The sequence below is a fragment of the Micromonospora carbonacea genome, assembly GCF_014205165.1.
GTDB classification, from domain to species: Bacteria; Actinomycetota; Actinomycetes; order Mycobacteriales; family Micromonosporaceae; genus Micromonospora; species Micromonospora carbonacea.
In genome coordinates this window covers 6,023,886-6,041,338 of record NZ_JACHMZ010000001.1, presented here as the reverse complement: position 1 = coordinate 6,041,338, position 17,453 = coordinate 6,023,886, and the positions used below count along the sequence as shown (strand labels likewise).

Here is a 17,453-nt window from a genome sequence, read left to right as displayed (position 1 = left end):
CAGGGGTCCACTGCGGGCTGTACCCGGCTCAGCGCCGTTCGAACCACGCGGCGGCGTCGACCGGCAGGACGTGCCCCGTGCCCTGCCCGGTCAGCTCCGCGCTGGCCACGACCGGATCGCCGTACCCGTCGATCCGCACCGGCGCGTCGCTGAGGTTGACCACGCAGGTCAGCTCCGCGCCGCCGCCGGTGCGGCGGAACGCGAGCACGCCGGGGCCGGTCGACTCCAGCCAGGTGACGCCGTCGGCGTCGCGGGCGAGCGCCGGGTGGGTGCGCCGGGCGCGCAGCGCCGCGCGGTAGAGCTCCAGGGTCGAGCCGGGCGCGCCGGCCTGGGCGGCGACCGAGAGGGCGGCCCAGGTCGCGGGGGCCGGCAGCCAGCTCAGCTCGCTGCCGGCCGGCCCGAAGCCGTACGGGGCCAGCTCGCCGCTCCACGGGATCGGCACCCGGCAGCCGTCCCGGCTCTCTCCGGTGCGCAGGAACGACGGGTCCTGACGCAGCTCGTCGGGCAGGTCGAGCACCTCCGGCAGGCCCAGCTCCTCGCCCTGGTAGAGGTAGGCGCAGCCGGGCAGCGCGAGCATCAGCAGGCTGGCCGCGCGGGCCCGGCGCAGGCCGACCTCGCCGTCGCCGTAGCGGGTGACGTGCCGCTGCTTGTCGTGGTTGGACAGCACCCAGGTGGTCGGTGCGCCGACGATGGTCGCCTCGGCCAGCGCGGTGTCGATCACCTTGCGGAACGAGTCGGCCGACCAGGTGGCGTCGAGGAAGTCGAAGCTGAACGCCTGGTGCAGCTCGTCGGGCCCGATGTAGCGGGCCAGCCGCTGCGGCGTCTCGGCCCACGCCTCGGCCACGGCCATCCGGCCGCCGGGGTAGCTGTCCAGGATCGGCCGCCAGGCCCGGTAGATCTCGTGCACCTCGTCCTGGTCGAAGTACGGCAGCCGGCCCTTGCCGAGCAGCTCGGACTGGCGTCGGCCGCCGGTCATCGAGTTGAAGCCGACGTCGGGCAGCCCCTCGGCCTTGATCATGCCGTGGGCCACGTCGATGCGGAACCCGTCGACGCCCCGGTCGAGCCAGAAGCGCAGCACGTCCTCGAATTCGGCCCGCACCTCGGGATGCCGCCAGTTGAGGTCGGGCTGGGCCGGGTCGAACAGGTGGAGGTACCACTGGCCGTCGGGCACCCGGGTCCAGGCCGGTCCGCCGAAGATGCTCTCCCAGTCGTTGGGCGGCAGCTCGCCGTGCCCGCCCCGGCCCTCGGCGAACAGGTAGCGGGCCCGCTCCGGGGAGCCGGGGGCGGCGGCGAGCGCGGCGACGAACCACGGGTGCGCGCTGGAGGTGTGGTTGGGCACGATGTCGACGATGATCCGCAGGCCGAGCGTGTGCGCGTCGGTGATCATGTGGTCGAAGTCGGTCAGGGTGCCGAACATGGGGTCGACGTCGCGGTAGTCGGCCACGTCGTAGCCGCCGTCGACCATCGGCGAGGTGTAGAAGGGGGTCAGCCAGAGCGCGTCGACCCCGAGGTCGCGCAGGTACGGCAGCCGCTCCCGGATGCCCTGGAGGTCGCCGACGCCGTCGCCGTTGGAGTCGGCGAAGCTGCGGACGTAGACCTGGTAGACGACCGCGGAGCGCCACCAGTCGTCGTCGGAGGTCAGCGGCGTGGGGGTGCTGGCGGTCATGGGTGGCGATCCCCGTTCTGTGGCGCGGGACGGCGTGGGTGCGGGGCACGGCGGTGTGCCACCGGTGGTCAGAGCAGAATGCCGTCCCGCGGCTGCAAGAGTCAAGCAGGGCTTGCGCAAGAAATGACGGCGGTCAGCCGGCGCTCCTGGCCAGCGCGGCGGCGGGCTGCCGCGCGGCCGGCTGCCGGACGACCGCCGTGGAGCCGCGCACCACCAGCTCGGGCCGGAACAGGTACTCCGAGTGCGGGGCGGCGTGCCCGTTGATCTCGTCGACCAGGGCCCGGACGGCGGCCACCGCCATGGCGATCACCGGCTGGCGCATCGTCGTCAGCGGCGGGTCGGTGAAGGCCATCAGCGGCGAGTCGTCGTATCCGACCACGGACAGGTCGCCGGGGACGGACAGCCCGCGCTGGCGGGCGGCCCGGATCGCGCCGAGGGCCATCAGGTCGGAGCCGCAGACCACCCCGGTCACGCCGCGCTCCAGCAGCCGCCCCGCGGCGGCCTCCCCGCCCTCCACCCCGAAGAGGGTCAGCTCGGCCAGCTCGGCCAGCTCGGCCTCGGGCAGGCCCGCCAGGCGCGCCATGGCGGCCCGCCAGCCGGCGACCCGGCGCTGCACGGGGACGAACCGGTCCGGGCCGGTGATCAGCCCGATCCGCCGGTGCCCCAGGGCGACCAGGTGGGCGACGGCCAGCTCGGTCGCCTCCCGGTCGTCGCAGGAGACGAAGGGCGCGGCGATTCCGGGCACGTACCCGTTGATCATGACGACGGGCAGCGGCCGGGCGATCAGCGCGCGGTACCGGTCGTGGTTGGCGGCGGTGTCGGCGTGCAGGCCGGAGACGAAGACGATCCCGGAGACCTGGCGGTCGAGCAGCATCTCGACGTACTCGTCCTCGGTGACGCCGCCCGGGGTCTGGGTGCACAGCACCGGGGTGAAGCCGCTCTGCGCCAGGGTCGACTCGATCACCTGGGCGAACGCCGGGAAGATCGGGTTGTCCAGCTCCGGCACCACCAGGCCGACGAGGCCGGCGCTGCGCTTGCGCAGCCGGGCCGGGCGCTCGTAGCCGAGGACGTCGAGGGCGGTGAGGACGGCCTGCCGGGTCTCCGGGGCCACGCCGGGGCGGTCGTTGAGCACCCGCGACACCGTGGCCTCGCTGACTTCGGCCTGTTGGGCGATGTCGGACAGTCGAGCGCGCATGGCGGCACTTTAGCTCACGGGCAAGTTCTTGCGTACCTTTCTGCAAGCCCTTCCGGAATCTGCAACCTCTTGCTAACGTCCCCGCAACATGCGAGAGCAGCGGCGCAGCATCCCCGCGCCGGTTGGCAAGAACTTACAGAGGTTCCCACTGGCGGGCCGCCCTTCCCCCGGCGGACCGCCATGACGACAGGAGTACCGATGCGCATCCGTACCGCGGGTGTGGTCGCCGTCCTCGGCCTGGCGCTGGCCGCCTCCGGCTGCGGTGGCAGCGACGACGACAGCAGCGCGCCGGCCGCGAAGGAGTCCGCCGGCGCCACCGGCGGGAAGCTGGTGATCTGGGCCGACGACAAGCGCACCGCCGCCCTGAAGCCGTTCGCCGAGTCCTTCGGCCAGGCCAACGGCGTGACCGTCGAGGTCCAGGCCGTCTCGAAGGACCTGCAGACCACCTTCGTCACCGCCTCCCAGCAGGGCAGCGGCCCCGACGTCGTGGTCGGCGCGCACGACTGGATCGGCAACCTGGTCCAGAACGGCGCCATCGACCCGGTGCAGCTCGCCGCCGACCAGAAGAGCGGCTTCAACGAGACCGCCGTCAAGGCCGTCACCTTCAATGGCCAGCTCTACGGCGTGCCGTACGCCATGGAGAACCTGGCGCTGATCCGCAACACCGAGCTGGCCCCCGAGGCCCCGAAGACGATCGAGGACCTGGTCGCCGCCGGCAAGAAGCTCAAGGCCGACAAGAAGGCCAGCGAGATCCTCTGCCTCCAGTCCGGCCAGAACGGCGACGCGTACCACATCTACCCGCTGTACACCTCGGCCGGCGGCTACCTCTTCGGCACCGCCGCCAACGGCGACTACGACCCGAAGGACCTGGGCGTGGGCAAGCCGGAGTCGATCGCCGCGTTCCAGAAGATCGCGAAGCTCGGCGAGAAGGGCGAGGGCGCGCTCAAGCGCTCCATCACCGGCGAGAACTCGATCGCCACCTTCACCGGCAAGAAGTGCGCCTTCCTGGTCTCCGGGCCGTGGGCCATCGCCGACGCCAAGAAGGCCAACATCGCCTACGACATCTCCCCGGTCCCCGGCTTCGCCGGCGGCAAGGAGGCCCAGCCGTTCGTGGGCGTCCAGGCGTTCTACGTCGCCGCCAAGGGCAAGAACAAGGCCCTGGCCCAGGAGTTCGTGGCGAACTACACCACCAAGCCGGACCTCGCCGTGGCCCTCTACAACGCCGAGCCGCGCCCGCCGGCGCTGACCGCCGCGCTCGACCAGGTCAAGGGCAGCGACCCCGACCTGGCCAAGTTCACCGAGGCCGGCAGGAACGGCCAGGTGCTCCCCGCGATCCCGGCCATGGCCGCGATCTGGGACCCGTTCGGCAAGGCCGAGGCCGCGATCATCGGCGGCGCCGACCCGGCCAAGACGATCACCGCGGCCGGCAAGACGATCTCCGGCCAGATCAAGTAATGAGCACGAAGCTGTCCGGCCCGGGGTCCACGCGGACCCCGGGCCGGGGGCCCGCCGGCCCCGGGCTCCCGCGCACCGCCCGCACCGCGCGGCACCACGCGCCGATCACCGCGACCGGCCTCGCCGTCAAGGTGGTCCTGCTCGGCCTCGTGGCCGGGATCGCGCTCTGGGCGGCCTTCCCGCTCGTCGAGGCCGAGAAGTGGGTCGGGCTGGCCCTGCTCGCGGCCACCACCGCCGGCCTGTTCTACCTCTACCTCACCCCCCGGCACATCCCCGCCAAGTACCTGGTCCCCGGCACGCTCTTCCTGATCGCCTTCCAGGTCTTCCCGGTGCTCTACACGGCCAGCACCGCCTTCACGAACTTCGGCGACGGCCACCGGGGCAGCAAGGACGAGGCCATCGTCGCGATCCAGAGCTCCTCGGTGCAGCAGGTCCCCGGCTCCACCGAGTACGCCCTGTCCGTCGCCACCGCGGGCGACCCCGCCACCGGCGCGCTGGTCTTCCTGGTCACCGACCCGGCCACCGGCGTCGTCTCCGCCGGGGACGCCGACGGGCTGCGCCGGCTCGACCCCGCCGACGTCACCGTCGGCTCCGGCGGCAAGGTGACCGCCGCCGACGGCTACACCGTGCTCAACTTCGGCCAGGCCAGCGCCCGCAGCCAGGAGATCACCGACCTGGTGGTGCCCACCACCGGGGGCGCGCTGCGCTCCTCCGGCCTGTCCCGCGCCTACGAGGGCCGGGCGATCCGGGCGTACGACGCCGGGTGCGACTGCGTCACCGACAGCGAGAGCGGCAAGCGGTGGACGGCCGACGAGAAGACCGGCTCGTTCGTCGCCGCCGACGGCGAGCGCCTCGCCCAGGGCTGGCAGGTCAACGTCGGGCTGGAGAACTTCTCCCGGGTGCTCACCGACCCGAACATCTCCGGGCCGTTCTTCGGCACCCTGCTGTGGAACTTCGCCTTCGCGATCGGCTCCACCGGGTTCACCTTTTTGCTTGGCATGGCCATCGCGCTGGCCCTGCACTCGCCCCGGATGCGCGGCACCAACCTCTACCGGGTGCTGCTGATCCTGCCGTACGCGATGCCGTCGTTCGCGATGCTGCTGGTCTGGCGGGACATGTTCAACACCGACTTCGGCCTGGTCAACAACCTGTTCGGCCTCGGCGTCGACTGGTTCGGCGAGGCCTGGTCGGCCCGCGCGGCGGTGCTGCTGGTGCAGCTCTGGCTGGGCTACCCGTACATGTTCCTGGTCGCCACCGGCGCGCTCCAGGCGATCCCCAAGGAGCTGACCGAGGCCACCTCGGTCGACGGCGCGTCGCCCTGGCAGTCGTTCCGCGCGGTCACCCTGCCGCTGCTGCTCGTCGCGCTGTCGCCGCTGCTGATCGCGTCGTTCGCGTACAACTTCAACAACATCAACGCGATCTGGCTGACCACCGAGGGCGGCCCGTTCCCGGCGGACAACCCGCGCAACGGGGCGACCGACCTGCTGATCACCTACACCTACCGGCTGGCCTTCGGCGCGCAGGGCGCGGAGTTCGGCACGGCGGCGGCGGTGTCGATCTTCATCTTCGCGATCGTGGCGACGGTGTCGGCGATCAGCTTCCGCAACACCCGCAAGCAGGAGGAGGTCTACTCGTGACCACCTACGCGCACCCCCCGGCCGTCGACCGCGCCGCCGCCGGCCGGCGGCGCAGCCGCTGGCTGGCCCAGGTCGGCTGGCGGCACGTCGTCGGGGTGCTGGCCGTGGCGTTCAGCCTCTTCCCGATCCTGTTCGTGCTCTCGGCCGCGCTCAACCCGCTCGGCACACTGTCGTCGACCTCCCTCGTGCCGACCGGCGGGGTGTCGGGCGAGAACTTCGCCGACCTGTTCGCCGACACGGCGTTCGGGCACTGGTTCGTCAACTCGCTGCTGATCGCCGGGCTGGCCAGCCTCGTGTCGATCTTCCTGTCCTCGCTGGCGGCGTACGCGTTCTCCCGGATGCGCTTCGCCGGCCGCCGGGTCGGGCTGCTCACCCTGCTGCTGATCCAGATGTTCCCGCAGTTCCTGGCGATCGTGGCGATCTTCCTGATCTTCACCACGGTCACCGACCTCTGGCCGGCGATCGGCTTCAACACCCCGTGGGGCCTGTTCCTGCTCTACATGGGCGGCGCGCTCGGCGTGAACACCTGGCTGATGAAGGGCTTCTTCGACACGCTGCCCCGGGAACTGGACGAGTCGGCCACGATGGACGGCGCGTCGCACGCCCAGGTCTTCTTCCGGATCATGCTGCCGCTGGTGGCGCCGATCCTGGCGGTGACCGCCCTGCTGTCGTTCATCGGCACGATCAACGAGTTCATGATCGCCAACGTGTTCCTGACCGACACCGAGTCGAAGACCCTCGCCGTCGGCATGTTCGGGCTGGTCGCCGGCGAGCGGAACAACAACTTCGGGATGTTCGCGGCGGGCACCCTGCTCACCGCCGTCCCCACCGTGCTGGTCTTCCAGCTCCTCCAGCGGTACATCGTCTCCGGCCTCACCGCCGGAGCGGTCAAGGGCTGAGCCTCCTCGGCTCACGCTGCGGCAAGGGCGTCGTGTCGACGTACACCGGAGCGGTTTCCGGGCGGACCGCCGCGGTCGGGTGACCGGCCGCGGCGGGTGCCCGCCCACTCCCCGTCGAACCGACCCGAAAGGCCGCGCCATGTCCCCGCGCCGCACCGTCTCCCCGGACCGCACCGTCTCCCTGAGCCCGCACCACGACGGCTCCGCCGCCTACGTCCCCGAGCAGGAGCCCGCCCTCGGGCAGACCGTCCCCGTCCTCGTCCGGGTCCCCGCCGAGGCCGACGTGCGCGCCGTGCACGTGCGCAGCACCCCCGACGGCGAGCCGCGCTTCGCCGAGGCCGTCGTCGACCGCCGCACCGGCGCCGACGTCTGGTGGCGCGCCGACGTCGAGGTACGCAACCCGGTGAGCAACTACCGGTTCATGCTCACCGACGCCCGGGGCGACTACCGCTGGCTCACCGCCGCCGGCCTCGCCGACCACGACGTGCCCGACCACGGCGACTTCAAGCTGGTCACCCACGCCCCGCCGCCGGCCTGGGCCCGCGACGCGGTGATCTACCAGATCTTCCCCGACCGGTTCGCCCGCTCCGCCGCCGCCGACGGCCGCGCCGCCCCCGACTGGGCCGTCCCCTGCGACTGGGACACCCCCGTGGTCGGGCGCGGCCCGCAGACCCCCCGCCAGTTCTACGGCGGCGACCTCGACGGCATCGCCGAGCGGCTCGACCACCTCGACCGGCTCGGCGTCGACACCGTCTACCTCACCCCGATCTTCCCGGCCCGCTCCAACCACCGCTACGACGCGGCCAGCTTCGACACCGTCGACCCGCTGCTCGGCGGCGACGCCGCGCTCGCCCGGCTCGCCGACGCGGTGCACGCCCGGGGCTGGCGGCTGCTCGGCGACATCACCAGCAACCACACCGGCGACGCCCACCACTGGTTCACCGCCGCCGTCTCCGACGTGACCGCCCCGGAACGCGAGCTGTACTACTTCGACGCGGTGACCGGCGACTACGAGTCGTGGAACGGGGTGAGGTCGCTGCCGAAGCTCAACTGGGGCAGCGCCGAGCTGCGCCGCCGCTTCGCCACCGCCGAGGACTCGCTGCTGCGCCGCTGGCTGCGCCCGCCGTACTCGCTCGACGGGTGGCGGGTCGACGTGGCGAACATGACCGGGCGGCGCGGCGCGGACGCGTACACCCACGAGGTGGCGCGGCTGCTGCGCGAGGTGGTGGCGCAGACCCGGGCCGACGGGCTGGTGCTCGCCGAGCACGGCCACGACCACACCGGCGACCTGGACCGCGACGGCTGGCACGGCACGATGAACTACGTCGGCTTCACCGACCCGGTCTGGTCCTGGCTGCGCCACGGCTCCGAGCCGGGCGCCGCCCCGGCGTCGGCGGCCGGTGGCGTGGCCGCGGCGGCGCTGCCGAACTTCCTCGGCACCCCCGGCGGGGTGCGGCGGCGCGACGCCCACGCCGTGCGGGCCACCATGGACAGCTACCGGTCGCTGGTCTCCTGGCGGTCGTACGTGCACTCGTGGCAGCTCCTCGGCTCGCACGACTCGGCCCGGATCCGCACCGTGGTCGGCGACGCCGCCCGGCAGGAGGTGGCCGCCGGGCTGCTCGTCGCCATGCCGGGGACCCCGGTCGTCTTCGCCGGGGACGAGCTGGGGCTGACCGGGACGAACGGGGAGGGCTCGCGTACCCCGATGCCGTGGCACCGGCCGGACACCTGGGACGTTGGCACGTTCGCCGCGTACCGGCGGCTGATCGCCTTGCGCCGGGCCGAGCCGGCGCTGCGCCACGGCGGCCTGCGCTGGGTGCACGTCGACGCGGACACGCTGGTCTTCCTCCGCGAGACGCCCACCGGCGGCGTGCTGGCGCTGGCCCGGCGCGCGGCCGGCGTCCCGGTCCGGGTCGCGGGCCTGCCGGCGGGGGAGAACGTCTACGGGGGCGCCCCGGCGTTGCGCCCGGACGCCGACGGCACGGTGACCCTCCTGGCCGACGGCCCCACCTTCCAACTCTGGCGCCTGTAGGCGCAAGGAAGGGCCCCCTATTAACGCTTTCGGTAGAGAAGGGGACCCCTCTCACGCGGGGTGTTAACAGGGGGCCCTTCCTTGCGTGCGGGGAGGGGGCGGGCGGGTCGCTACTACAAGACGTCGTTGATGGGGGAGGATGGCCGGATGGAAGCTCTTCGCCTGGTACTCCTCTACGTTCACCTGATCGGGTTCGCGCTGCTGCTCGGCGGTGCGATCGCCCAGTACGTCAGCGGCCGGCTGCGGATCAACGCGGCGATGCTCTGGGGGTCGGTCATCGGCCTGCTGACCGGAATCGGGCTGTCCGCCCCGTTGCGCGACGGCGACGAACCGGCCCCCGCCAAACTTGTTACCAAGTTGGTGCTCGCGCTGCTGATCTTTGTCATGGTCTTCTTCTCCCGTAAGCGGGAGACGGTCAACCGTGGCCACTTCCTCGCGATCGTCGGGTTGACCCTGGTCAACGCGGCGGTGGCGGTCTTCTGGCGCTAACGCGCTGGCCAGGGGAGGAGCCGCGGAACCGGACGTTCGTGACGCCCGACCGGTCCACTACCGGCACGAGAAGTGATGTGCCCCACCCAAGGGTTACGTAGGGGTAACAGGCACTCAACAGTCGTGCACGATTGTCGGCCGGTGGGTGGGCGCGGGCGTACGCTCCCGTCCGTAACGTGGGACGCCGGCGGCCACAAAGCAGGCCGGCTCAAGGGCTGCCACCGCGCAGAGCGGTGTGCAATGGGAAGGAGAACGTCTTGCGCTCTGTGCGTGGGATGCGGATCGCCTCCGCCTTCGTGGCGGGTGGGCTCGTGCTGGGCGCCGCCGCGTGTGGTGAGGCCCCCAAGGACGACAACGGCACCGGTGACGCCGGCGCCAAGAAGTACAGCGCCTGCATGGTGACCGACGTCGGCGGCATCGACGACAAGTCGTTCAACACCTCCGCCTGGAAGGGCCTGCAGGAGGCGCAGAAGGCCAACGGCAACATCGACATCAAGTACGTCGCGTCGAAGGCCGAGGCGGACTACGAGGTCAACCTGACCCAGTACGTCAACCAGAAGTGCGACTTCATCCTGGCCGTCGGTGGCCTGATGGGCGACGCGACCTCGAAGATCGCGAAGGCGAACCCCAACCAGCAGTTCGGGATCGTCGACTCGAAGCTGCCGGAGACGAACGTCTACCCGATGCAGTTCGACACCGCCCAGGCCGCGTTCCAGGCCGGCTACCTGGCCGCCGGGATGAGCAAGAGCGGCAAGGTCGGCACCTACGGCGGCCTGCCGATCCCGCCGGTGACGATCTTCATGGACGGCTTCGCCGACGGCGTGGCGTACTACAACAAGACCAAGAGCAAGAACGTCCAGGTCCTCGGTTGGAACAAGGAGACCCAGAAGGGCTCCTTCACCAACGACTTCGTCAAGCAGGACGAGGGCAAGAAGGTCTCCGACACGCTGGTCGCCCAGGGCGCGGACATCATCATGCCGGTCGCCGGCGGCGCGGGCCTCGGCACCACCGCGGCGGCGCAGGCCTCCGGCGGCAAGTACTCGGCCATCTGGGTCGACGCCGACGGCTGCGAGAGCACCCCGAACTGCTCGGCGCTGCTGACCACCGTGGTCAAGAACATCGCCGACGCCGTCAAGGAGGCCGTGGTCAAGGCCGCCGGTGGCGAGAAGCTCCAGGCCACCCCGGGCTTCGTGGGCACCCTCGCCAACAACGGCGTGTCGCTCGCCCCGTACCACGAGTTCGACAGCAAGGTCCCGGCGGACCTGAAGGCCGAGGTCGAGAAGATCAAGGCCGACATCGCCGCGGGCACCGTCACGGTCACCTCGAAGGCCCAGCCGGCCAAGTGACCGCCCCGCCACCCCGCCGCGTTCCCGGCGGCGGGGCCGGCGGGACCCCAGGCACGACGACCGGCCGCCTCGACGCACGCGGGGACACCACCCGCGGGGTCGGGGCGGCCGGTCCGCACCACCCGACGCCCGGGCGGACCCGGTGACCGGCGGCTCGGCAGCGGCTACGCTGCACCATCGCTCGCACTCCAGGAGGTTGCGCTGAGACTCGAACTGCGCGGCATCACCAAGCGGTTCGGTGATCTGGTCGCCAACGACCACATCGACCTGACGGTGGAGCCTGGAGAGATCCACGCCCTGCTCGGCGAGAACGGCGCCGGCAAGTCGACCCTGATGAACGTGCTCTACGGGCTCTACCAGCCCGACGAGGGCGAGATCCTGGTCGACGGCGCGCCGCTGAAGCTGAAGGGCCCGTCCGACGCGATCGCGGCCGGGATCGGCATGGTGCACCAGCACTTCATGCTGGTGCCGGTCTTCACCGTGGCCGAGAACGTGATGCTCGGCGCCGAGCAGGTCAGGGGCGGCATCGCCGGGTTCCTCGACCGGCGGCGGGCCCGGCGCGAGGTCGCCGAGGTGTCGCAGCGCTACAACCTGCGCGTCGACCCGGACGCGATCATCGAGGACCTGCCGGTCGGCATCCAGCAGCGGGTGGAGATCGTCAAGGCCCTCACCCGGGACGTCGACCTGCTGATCCTCGACGAGCCGACCGCCGTGCTCACCCCGCAGGAGACCGAGGAGCTGCTCACGGTCATGCGGTCGCTCAAGGCCGCCGGCAAGTCGATCGTCTTCATCACCCACAAGCTCGGCGAGGTCAAGGCCATCGCCGACCGGATCACCGTGATCCGGCGCGGGCGGACCGTCGGCACCGCCTCGCCGACCGCCAGCCGCGACGAGCTGGCCGCCCTGATGGTGGGCCGCAGCGTCCGGCTGACCGTGGACAAGCAGCCCGCCGCCCCCGGCAAGCCGATCCTGGAGGTCGCCGGCCTGGTCGTCGACGACGACCGGCAGATCCGCGCGGTCGACGGGGTCGACCTGACCGTGCACGCGGGCGAGGTGCTCGGCGTGGCCGGGGTGCAGGGCAACGGGCAGACCGAGCTGATCGAGGCGATCATGGGCCTGCGGCCCGTCCTCGCCGGCACGGTCACCCTCGACGGCGAGCAGGTGCACGGCTGGTCGACGAAGAAGGTGCTGCGCGCCGGGGTGGGCTACGTCCCCGAGGACCGCAGCGTCGACGGGCTCGTCAAGGAGTTCAGCGTCGCCGAGAACCTGGTGCTGGACATCTACGACCGGCCGCCCTTCGGCAAGGGCCTGTCCCTGCAACCCGACGCCATCGCCTCCTCGGCCCGGGAGCGGATCGAGCAGTTCGACGTCCGCACGCCCTCGGCGGACGCGCCGGTCGGCACCCTCTCCGGCGGCAACCAGCAGAAGGTGATCGTGGCGCGGGAGCTGTCCCGGCCGCTGAAGCTCTTCATCGCCGCCCAGCCGACCCGCGGCGTCGACGTCGGCTCCATCGAGTTCATCCACTCCCGGGTCATCCGGGAACGGGACGTGGGCACCGCCGTCCTGGTGGTGTCCAGCGAGCTGGACGAGGTGATCGGCCTGGCCGACCGGATCGCGGTCATGTACCGCGGCCGGGTCATCGGCATCGTCGGCCCGGACACCCCCCGCGAGGAGATCGGCCTGCTGATGGCCGGCATCACCCCCGACGCGGCCCCCGCCGCCGACCCGGCCGCCCCCGCCGCCGACCCGGCGGCCCCGGTACCCGCCGCCGACCCGGCCGCCGACCCGGCGACCCCGGCCCCCGGGGCGCGGCAGCGGGACCCCGACGCGGCGACCCCGGCCCCCGACGGCCCCGGTAGCGAGGACGAGGCATGAGCAACCCCAACCCGGCGTCGGGCTCGCCCGACAAGGAACCGGCGACCGCGACGCAGGCCGCGCAGGCGGCGGCCGGCGGCGTCGACCGCGTCGCGACGGCCACCGCGCCGAAGCGGCCGGCGCAGGAGCCCCGCCCGTCGCTGGGCCGGCTCTTCCTGGACAACCTGTGGGCGGCCAACACGGTGACCGTCACGGTGCTCGCGGTGCTGCTGGCGATGCTCGTCGGCGCCGTGCTGATCATCGTCTCGGACCCGGACGTGCTGGCCACCTACGGCTACATCACCGCCCGACCGTCCGACGCGCTGAACTCCAGTTGGACGGTCGTCAGCGAGGCGTACGCGAACCTGTTCAAGGGCGCGATCTTCGACCCGGAGGCGGCCGGCTTCACCGCCGCGCTCAGCCCGATCTCGGAGACGCTGACCTACACGGCCCCGCTGGTGTTCACCGGCCTGTCGGTGGCGCTCGCCTTCCGCGGCGGCCTGTTCAACATCGGCGCGCAGGGCCAGGCCACCATCGGCGTCATCCTCGCCGCCCTGGCCGGCTTCCTGCTGCCGTTGCCCCCGGTGCTGCACCTGCTCGTCGCCGTGCTCGCCGGCGCGGCCGGCGGCGCGCTCTGGGGGTTCGTCCCGGGCATCCTCAAGGCGCGCACCGGCGCCCACGAGGTGATCAACACGATCATGCTCAACTACGTCGCGCTGTACTTCCTCTCCTGGATCATCATCCAGAGCGGCGTGCAGAACCCGAACCGGGCCGACGCCATCAGCCGGCCCGTCGACTCCTCCGCCCAGTTCCCCCGGCTGCTCGGCGACAACCTGCGGGTGCACGCCGGCATCCTGCTCGCCGTCCTCGCCACCTGGTTCGTCGCCTGGCTGCTCAACCGCTCCACCTTCGGCTTCGAACTGCGCGCCGTCGGCGCCAACCCGGACGCGGCCCGCACCGCCGGCATCAGCGTCCCCCGCACGTACGTGCTGATGATGACCATCGCCGGCCTGCTCGCCGGCCTCGGCGGCAGCCAGATGGTGCTCGGCTCCACGGCGAACGCGCTCACCCCGCTGGTGGTCGCGCAGATCGGGTTCGACGGCATCCTGGTGGCCCTGCTGGGCCGGGTGAAGCCGTGGGGCGTGCTGCTGGCCGCGCTGCTGTTCGGCGCGCTCCAGGCCGGCGGCAACCGGATGCAGGGGTACGCGGGCATCTCCCTGGAGCTGGTCACCGTGCTCCAGGCGCTGATCGTCATCTTCATCGCCGCGCCGGCCCTGGTGAAGGCGATCTTCCAGCTCCGGGCCGCCCGCGCCGCCCGGTTGCAGACGAGCCTGGCGAAGGGCTGGTAAGGCATGTCAACCATGGCTGTCCCGGACGTGGCGGTGGCCCAGGTCGACGAGGGCTTCTGGACCCGTACCCGGAAGATCGGGGCGGTGCTGCTGGCCCTCGGGGTCGTCGCGACGGTGGTCTTCGGCGCCCTCGCCACCGACCAGCAGGCCCGCTTCACCCTCAGCGAGACCGACGGCGGCGCGGCGCTGGAGATCGACGGCACGATCGGCGCGATCCTGTTCGGCGTCATCGCCGCGGCGAGCGGCGTGGCCCTGCTCACCGGGGTGCCCAAGCGCTGGCTCACCACGCTGCTCGGGGTCGGCATCGTCGCCTTCGTGCTGTCGTTCCTGTGCTGGCAGGTCTCGGCCGCCCCCGAGGGGCGCAACTTCATGCCGATGGTCAACATGGTGCGGGGCACGTTCATCCTGGCCCTGCCGCTGATCTTCGGCGCCCTCGCCGGGGTGCTCTGCGAACGGTCCGGCGTGGTCAACGTCGCCATCGAGGGCCAGCTGCTGATGGGGGCGTTCAGCGGCGCCCTGTTCGGCAGCCTCTCCGGCAGCGTCTGGGTGGGCCTGGTCGCCGCCGCGGTGGGCGGCGCGTTCATCTCGCTGCTGCTCGCCGTGTTCGCCATCCGCTACCTGGTCGACCAGGTCGTCATGGGCATCGTGCTGAACCTGCTGGCCGTCGGCGTCACCGGCTTCCTCTACGAGCGGCTGATGCAGACCGACGCGCAGAAGTACAACTCCGCGCCCCGGTTCGGCGCGTGGGAGATCCCGCTGCTCTCCGACATCCCGGTGCTCGGGCCGGCGCTGTTCCGCAGCAACCTCTTCCTCTATCTCGGCCTGCTGCTGGTGCTGGTCATCCACATCGCGCTGTTCCGCACCCGGTGGGGCCTGCGGACGCGGGCCGTCGGCGAGCACCCGACCGCCGCCGACACCCTCGGCGTGAAGGTGCTGCGCGTGCGCTACCGCAACGTGCTGCTGGCCGGGGTGGTGGCCGGGATCGGCGGGGCGTCGTACACGCTCGCGCTCTACTCGTTCACCAAGAACATGATCGGCGGCAAGGGCTTCATCGCCCTCGCCGCGCTGATCTTCGGCCGGTGGAGCCCCACCGGAGCCCTGCTGGCGGCGCTCTTCTTCGGCTTCGCCGACCAGCTCGGCACGTACCTCGGCGCGATCGGCAGCGGCATCCCGAGCCAGTTCCTGGCGATGCTGCCCTACCTGGCGACGATGCTGGCCGTGGCCGGGCTCGTCGGCCGGGTCCGGGCGCCCGCCGCCGACGGCAAGCCGTACATCAAGGGCTGACGCCGGCACCCCGTCCGGCGGCACCCTTGGTGGGGCCGACCAGCGTGAATTGGGCAGAATGGTGGAATGACCGAGATCGACTGGGAACGCCTGCGGGCCGCCGCCACCGAGGTGATGCGGCACGCGTACGTGCCGTACTCGAAGTTCCCCGTCGGGGCCGCCGCCCTCGTCGACGACGGCCGTGTCGTGGTCGGCTGCAACGTCGAGAACGCCGCGTACGGGGTGGTGCTCTGCGCCGAGTGCGGGGTGGTCTCCTCGCTGCACGCCACCGGTGGTGGCCGGATCGTCGCGCTGTCCTGCGTCGACGCCACCGGCGAGCCGCTGATGCCGTGCGGCCGGTGCCGGCAGCTGCTCTGGGAGCAGGGCGGCCCGCAGTGCCTCATCGAGGCCAAGGACGGCCCGCTGACCATGGCGGAGCTGCTGCCGCACGCGTTCGACGTGGCCGACCTGGAGGCGGTGACCGGCGAACGGCCGGTGCCCGTGGTGCCGGACCGGCTGGCCGCCTGGCGGGGGCGGGGCACCGTCTTCGTGCACGCCGACCTGTCGGCCGGCAAGCAGGTGTGGACGGCCTACTGGGAGCGGTCGGCCGGGGACACCGAGGGCGCCGAGACCGGCGTGCTGGAGGAGGGCCCGAGCTGGGCCGACGCGGCCGAGGCGGTCGCCTGGGGGCTCGCCCGCACCCCGCGCGTGGTGGTGGTGGACGAGACCGGAACGATCTTCTGGGCCGGCGAGGGGGAGCCGCCGCAGGAGATCCCCGCCCGCTGGGGTGGTTGAGCTGGGGGTGGGCCCGACCACGCCCGGCTCCGGGCGGTCAGGCTTGATCCCTGCGCCGGGCACGGTCGGGCCCACCCCTTCCGTGGCCGCCGACCCGCGCGGGCGGGATCCGCAACGACTGGAGAGATCTGAATGAGTGCCTTCACGGCGGTGGACGTCATCCGCGTCAAGCGGGACGGCGGGGTGCTGGGCGACGCCCAGATCGACTGGGTCGTCGACGCGTACACGAGGGGTCTGGTCGCCGACGAGCAGATGTCGGCGCTGGCCATGGCGATCCTGCTGCGCGGAATGACCACGCCGGAGATCGCCCGCTGGACCGCCGCGATGATCGCCAGCGGCGAGCGGCTGGACCTCTCCGCCGTCGACCGGCCGACCGTCGACAAGCACTCCACCGGCGGCGTCGGTGACAAGATCACCCTTCCGCTCACCCCGCTGGTCGCGGCGTGCGGCGGCGCGGTGCCGCAGCTCTCCGGGCGCGGGCTCGGCCACACCGGCGGCACGCTGGACAAGCTGGAGTCGATCCCGGGCTGGCGGGCCGCGCTGAGCAACGACGAGTTCATCCGCCAGCTCCGCGAGGTGGGCGCGGTGATCTGCGCGGCGGGCGCGGGCCTCGCCCCGGCCGACCGCAAGCTGTACGCGCTGCGCGACGTCACCGGCACCGTCGAGGCGATCCCCCTGATCGCCAGCTCGATCATGAGCAAGAAGATCGCCGAGGGCACCGGCGCGCTGGTGCTCGACGTGAAGGTCGGCTCCGGGGCGTTCATGAAGTCCGTCGACGACGCCCGCGAGCTGGCCCGCACGATGGTCGCGTTGGGCGGCGCGCACGGCGTGCGGACGGTCGCCCTGCTCACCGACATGTCCACCCCGCTCGGGCTGGCCGTCGGCAACGCCGTCGAGGTCACCGAGTCGGCCGAGGTGCTGGCCGGCGGCGGGCCCGCCGACGTGGTGGAGCTGACCCTCGCCCTGGCCCGGGAGATGCTCGACGCGGCGGGGCTGCCCGACGCCGACCCGGAGGCGGCGCTGCGCGACGGCCGCGCGATGGACGCCTGGCGGGCGATGATCCGCGCCCAGGGCGGCGACCCGGACGCGCCCATGCCCACCGCGCCCGAGGTGGAGGTGGTCCGCGCCGACGCCGACGGCTTCGTGGCGTCGGTCGACGCGTACGCCATCGGGGTGGCCGCCTGGCGGCTCGGCGCGGGCCGCGCCCGCAAGGAGGACCCGGTGAGCTTCCCGTCGGGGGTGGTGCTGCACAAGCGCCCCGGCGACCCGGTGCGGGCCGGTGAGCCGCTGTACGAGCTGCGCGCCGAGCACGCGGCCCGGATCCCGGCGGCGCTGGCCGAGGCCGACCGGGCGGTCCGGATCTCGCCGACCGCCCCGGCCCCGGAACCGCTGGTCATCGAGCGGATCGGCTGACCCGTCCCCGCGTGCGCGCCGGTGCCCGCCTGCCGTGGTGCCGACCGTCGTGAACCGCTA

General features: G+C 72.4%; 13 protein-coding genes. 11 read left to right on the top strand and 2 right to left on the bottom strand.

Annotated elements, in window-relative coordinates:
- Nucleotides 1-28: 28 nt before the first annotated feature.
- Together HDA31_RS25090 and HDA31_RS25085 are read right to left on the bottom strand one after the other, a co-directional pair.
- A complete protein-coding gene (locus tag HDA31_RS25090) occupies nucleotides 29-1,666 on the bottom strand; it encodes a glycoside hydrolase family 13 protein (RefSeq protein WP_178063324.1) in 1,638 nt (545 codons plus the stop codon).
- 133 nt (nucleotides 1,667-1,799) lie between these two features.
- Nucleotides 1,800-2,861, bottom strand: coding sequence for a LacI family DNA-binding transcriptional regulator (locus HDA31_RS25085; RefSeq protein WP_074476767.1), 1,062 nt, complete (start codon nucleotides 2,859-2,861; stop codon nucleotides 1,800-1,802).
- A gap of 198 nt (nucleotides 2,862-3,059) precedes the next feature.
- Here HDA31_RS25085 and HDA31_RS25080 point away from each other — a divergent pair, with 198 nt between their 5' ends.
- From HDA31_RS25080 to HDA31_RS25030, 11 genes are all read left to right on the top strand, one after another.
- Complete coding sequence (locus HDA31_RS25080) at nucleotides 3,060-4,316, top strand: sugar ABC transporter substrate-binding protein (protein ID WP_178063325.1); 1,257 nt, start codon at nucleotides 3,060-3,062, stop codon at nucleotides 4,314-4,316.
- Complete coding sequence (locus HDA31_RS25075; protein WP_178063326.1) at nucleotides 4,316-5,953, top strand: ABC transporter permease subunit; 1,638 nt, start codon at nucleotides 4,316-4,318, stop codon at nucleotides 5,951-5,953. Before HDA31_RS25080 ends, HDA31_RS25075 begins: the two co-directional genes overlap by 1 nt.
- The gene (locus tag HDA31_RS25070; protein WP_074476764.1) at nucleotides 5,950-6,852 is read left to right on the top strand and encodes a sugar ABC transporter permease; all 903 of its coding nucleotides are present in this window, start codon (nucleotides 5,950-5,952) and stop codon (nucleotides 6,850-6,852) included. The genes HDA31_RS25075 and HDA31_RS25070 overlap by 4 nt, the downstream gene beginning before the upstream one ends.
- 139 nt (nucleotides 6,853-6,991) lie before the next feature.
- The gene (locus tag HDA31_RS25065) at nucleotides 6,992-8,884 is read left to right on the top strand and encodes a glycoside hydrolase family 13 protein (RefSeq protein WP_178063327.1); all 1,893 of its coding nucleotides are present in this window, start codon (nucleotides 6,992-6,994) and stop codon (nucleotides 8,882-8,884) included.
- A gap of 147 nt (nucleotides 8,885-9,031) precedes the next feature.
- Nucleotides 9,032-9,373: a hypothetical protein gene (locus HDA31_RS25060; protein WP_043961820.1), complete on the top strand. Its 342-nt coding sequence runs from the start codon at nucleotides 9,032-9,034 to the stop codon at nucleotides 9,371-9,373.
- A 275-nt stretch (nucleotides 9,374-9,648) separates the two neighbouring features.
- Entirely contained in the window at nucleotides 9,649-10,719 is a 1,071-nt protein-coding gene (locus HDA31_RS25055) for a BMP family lipoprotein (protein ID WP_178067102.1), read from the top strand.
- A 201-nt stretch (nucleotides 10,720-10,920) separates the two neighbouring features.
- Nucleotides 10,921-12,594: an ABC transporter ATP-binding protein gene (locus tag HDA31_RS25050; RefSeq protein WP_178067103.1), complete on the top strand. Its 1,674-nt coding sequence runs from the start codon at nucleotides 10,921-10,923 to the stop codon at nucleotides 12,592-12,594.
- Complete coding sequence (locus tag HDA31_RS25045) at nucleotides 12,591-13,922, top strand: ABC transporter permease (RefSeq protein ID WP_178063328.1); 1,332 nt, start codon at nucleotides 12,591-12,593, stop codon at nucleotides 13,920-13,922. The genes HDA31_RS25050 and HDA31_RS25045 overlap by 4 nt, the downstream gene beginning before the upstream one ends.
- 3 nt (nucleotides 13,923-13,925) lie before the next feature.
- A complete protein-coding gene (locus HDA31_RS25040) occupies nucleotides 13,926-15,206 on the top strand; it encodes an ABC transporter permease (RefSeq protein WP_074476759.1) in 1,281 nt (426 codons plus the stop codon).
- Nucleotides 15,207-15,272: 66 nt separating this feature from the next.
- Entirely contained in the window at nucleotides 15,273-15,980 is a 708-nt protein-coding gene (locus HDA31_RS25035) for a cytidine deaminase (RefSeq protein WP_178063329.1), read from the top strand.
- A gap of 132 nt (nucleotides 15,981-16,112) precedes the next feature.
- Nucleotides 16,113-17,393, top strand: coding sequence for a thymidine phosphorylase (locus HDA31_RS25030; protein ID WP_178063330.1), 1,281 nt, complete (start codon nucleotides 16,113-16,115; stop codon nucleotides 17,391-17,393).
- The last annotated feature ends 60 nt before the right edge of the window (nucleotides 17,394-17,453 follow it).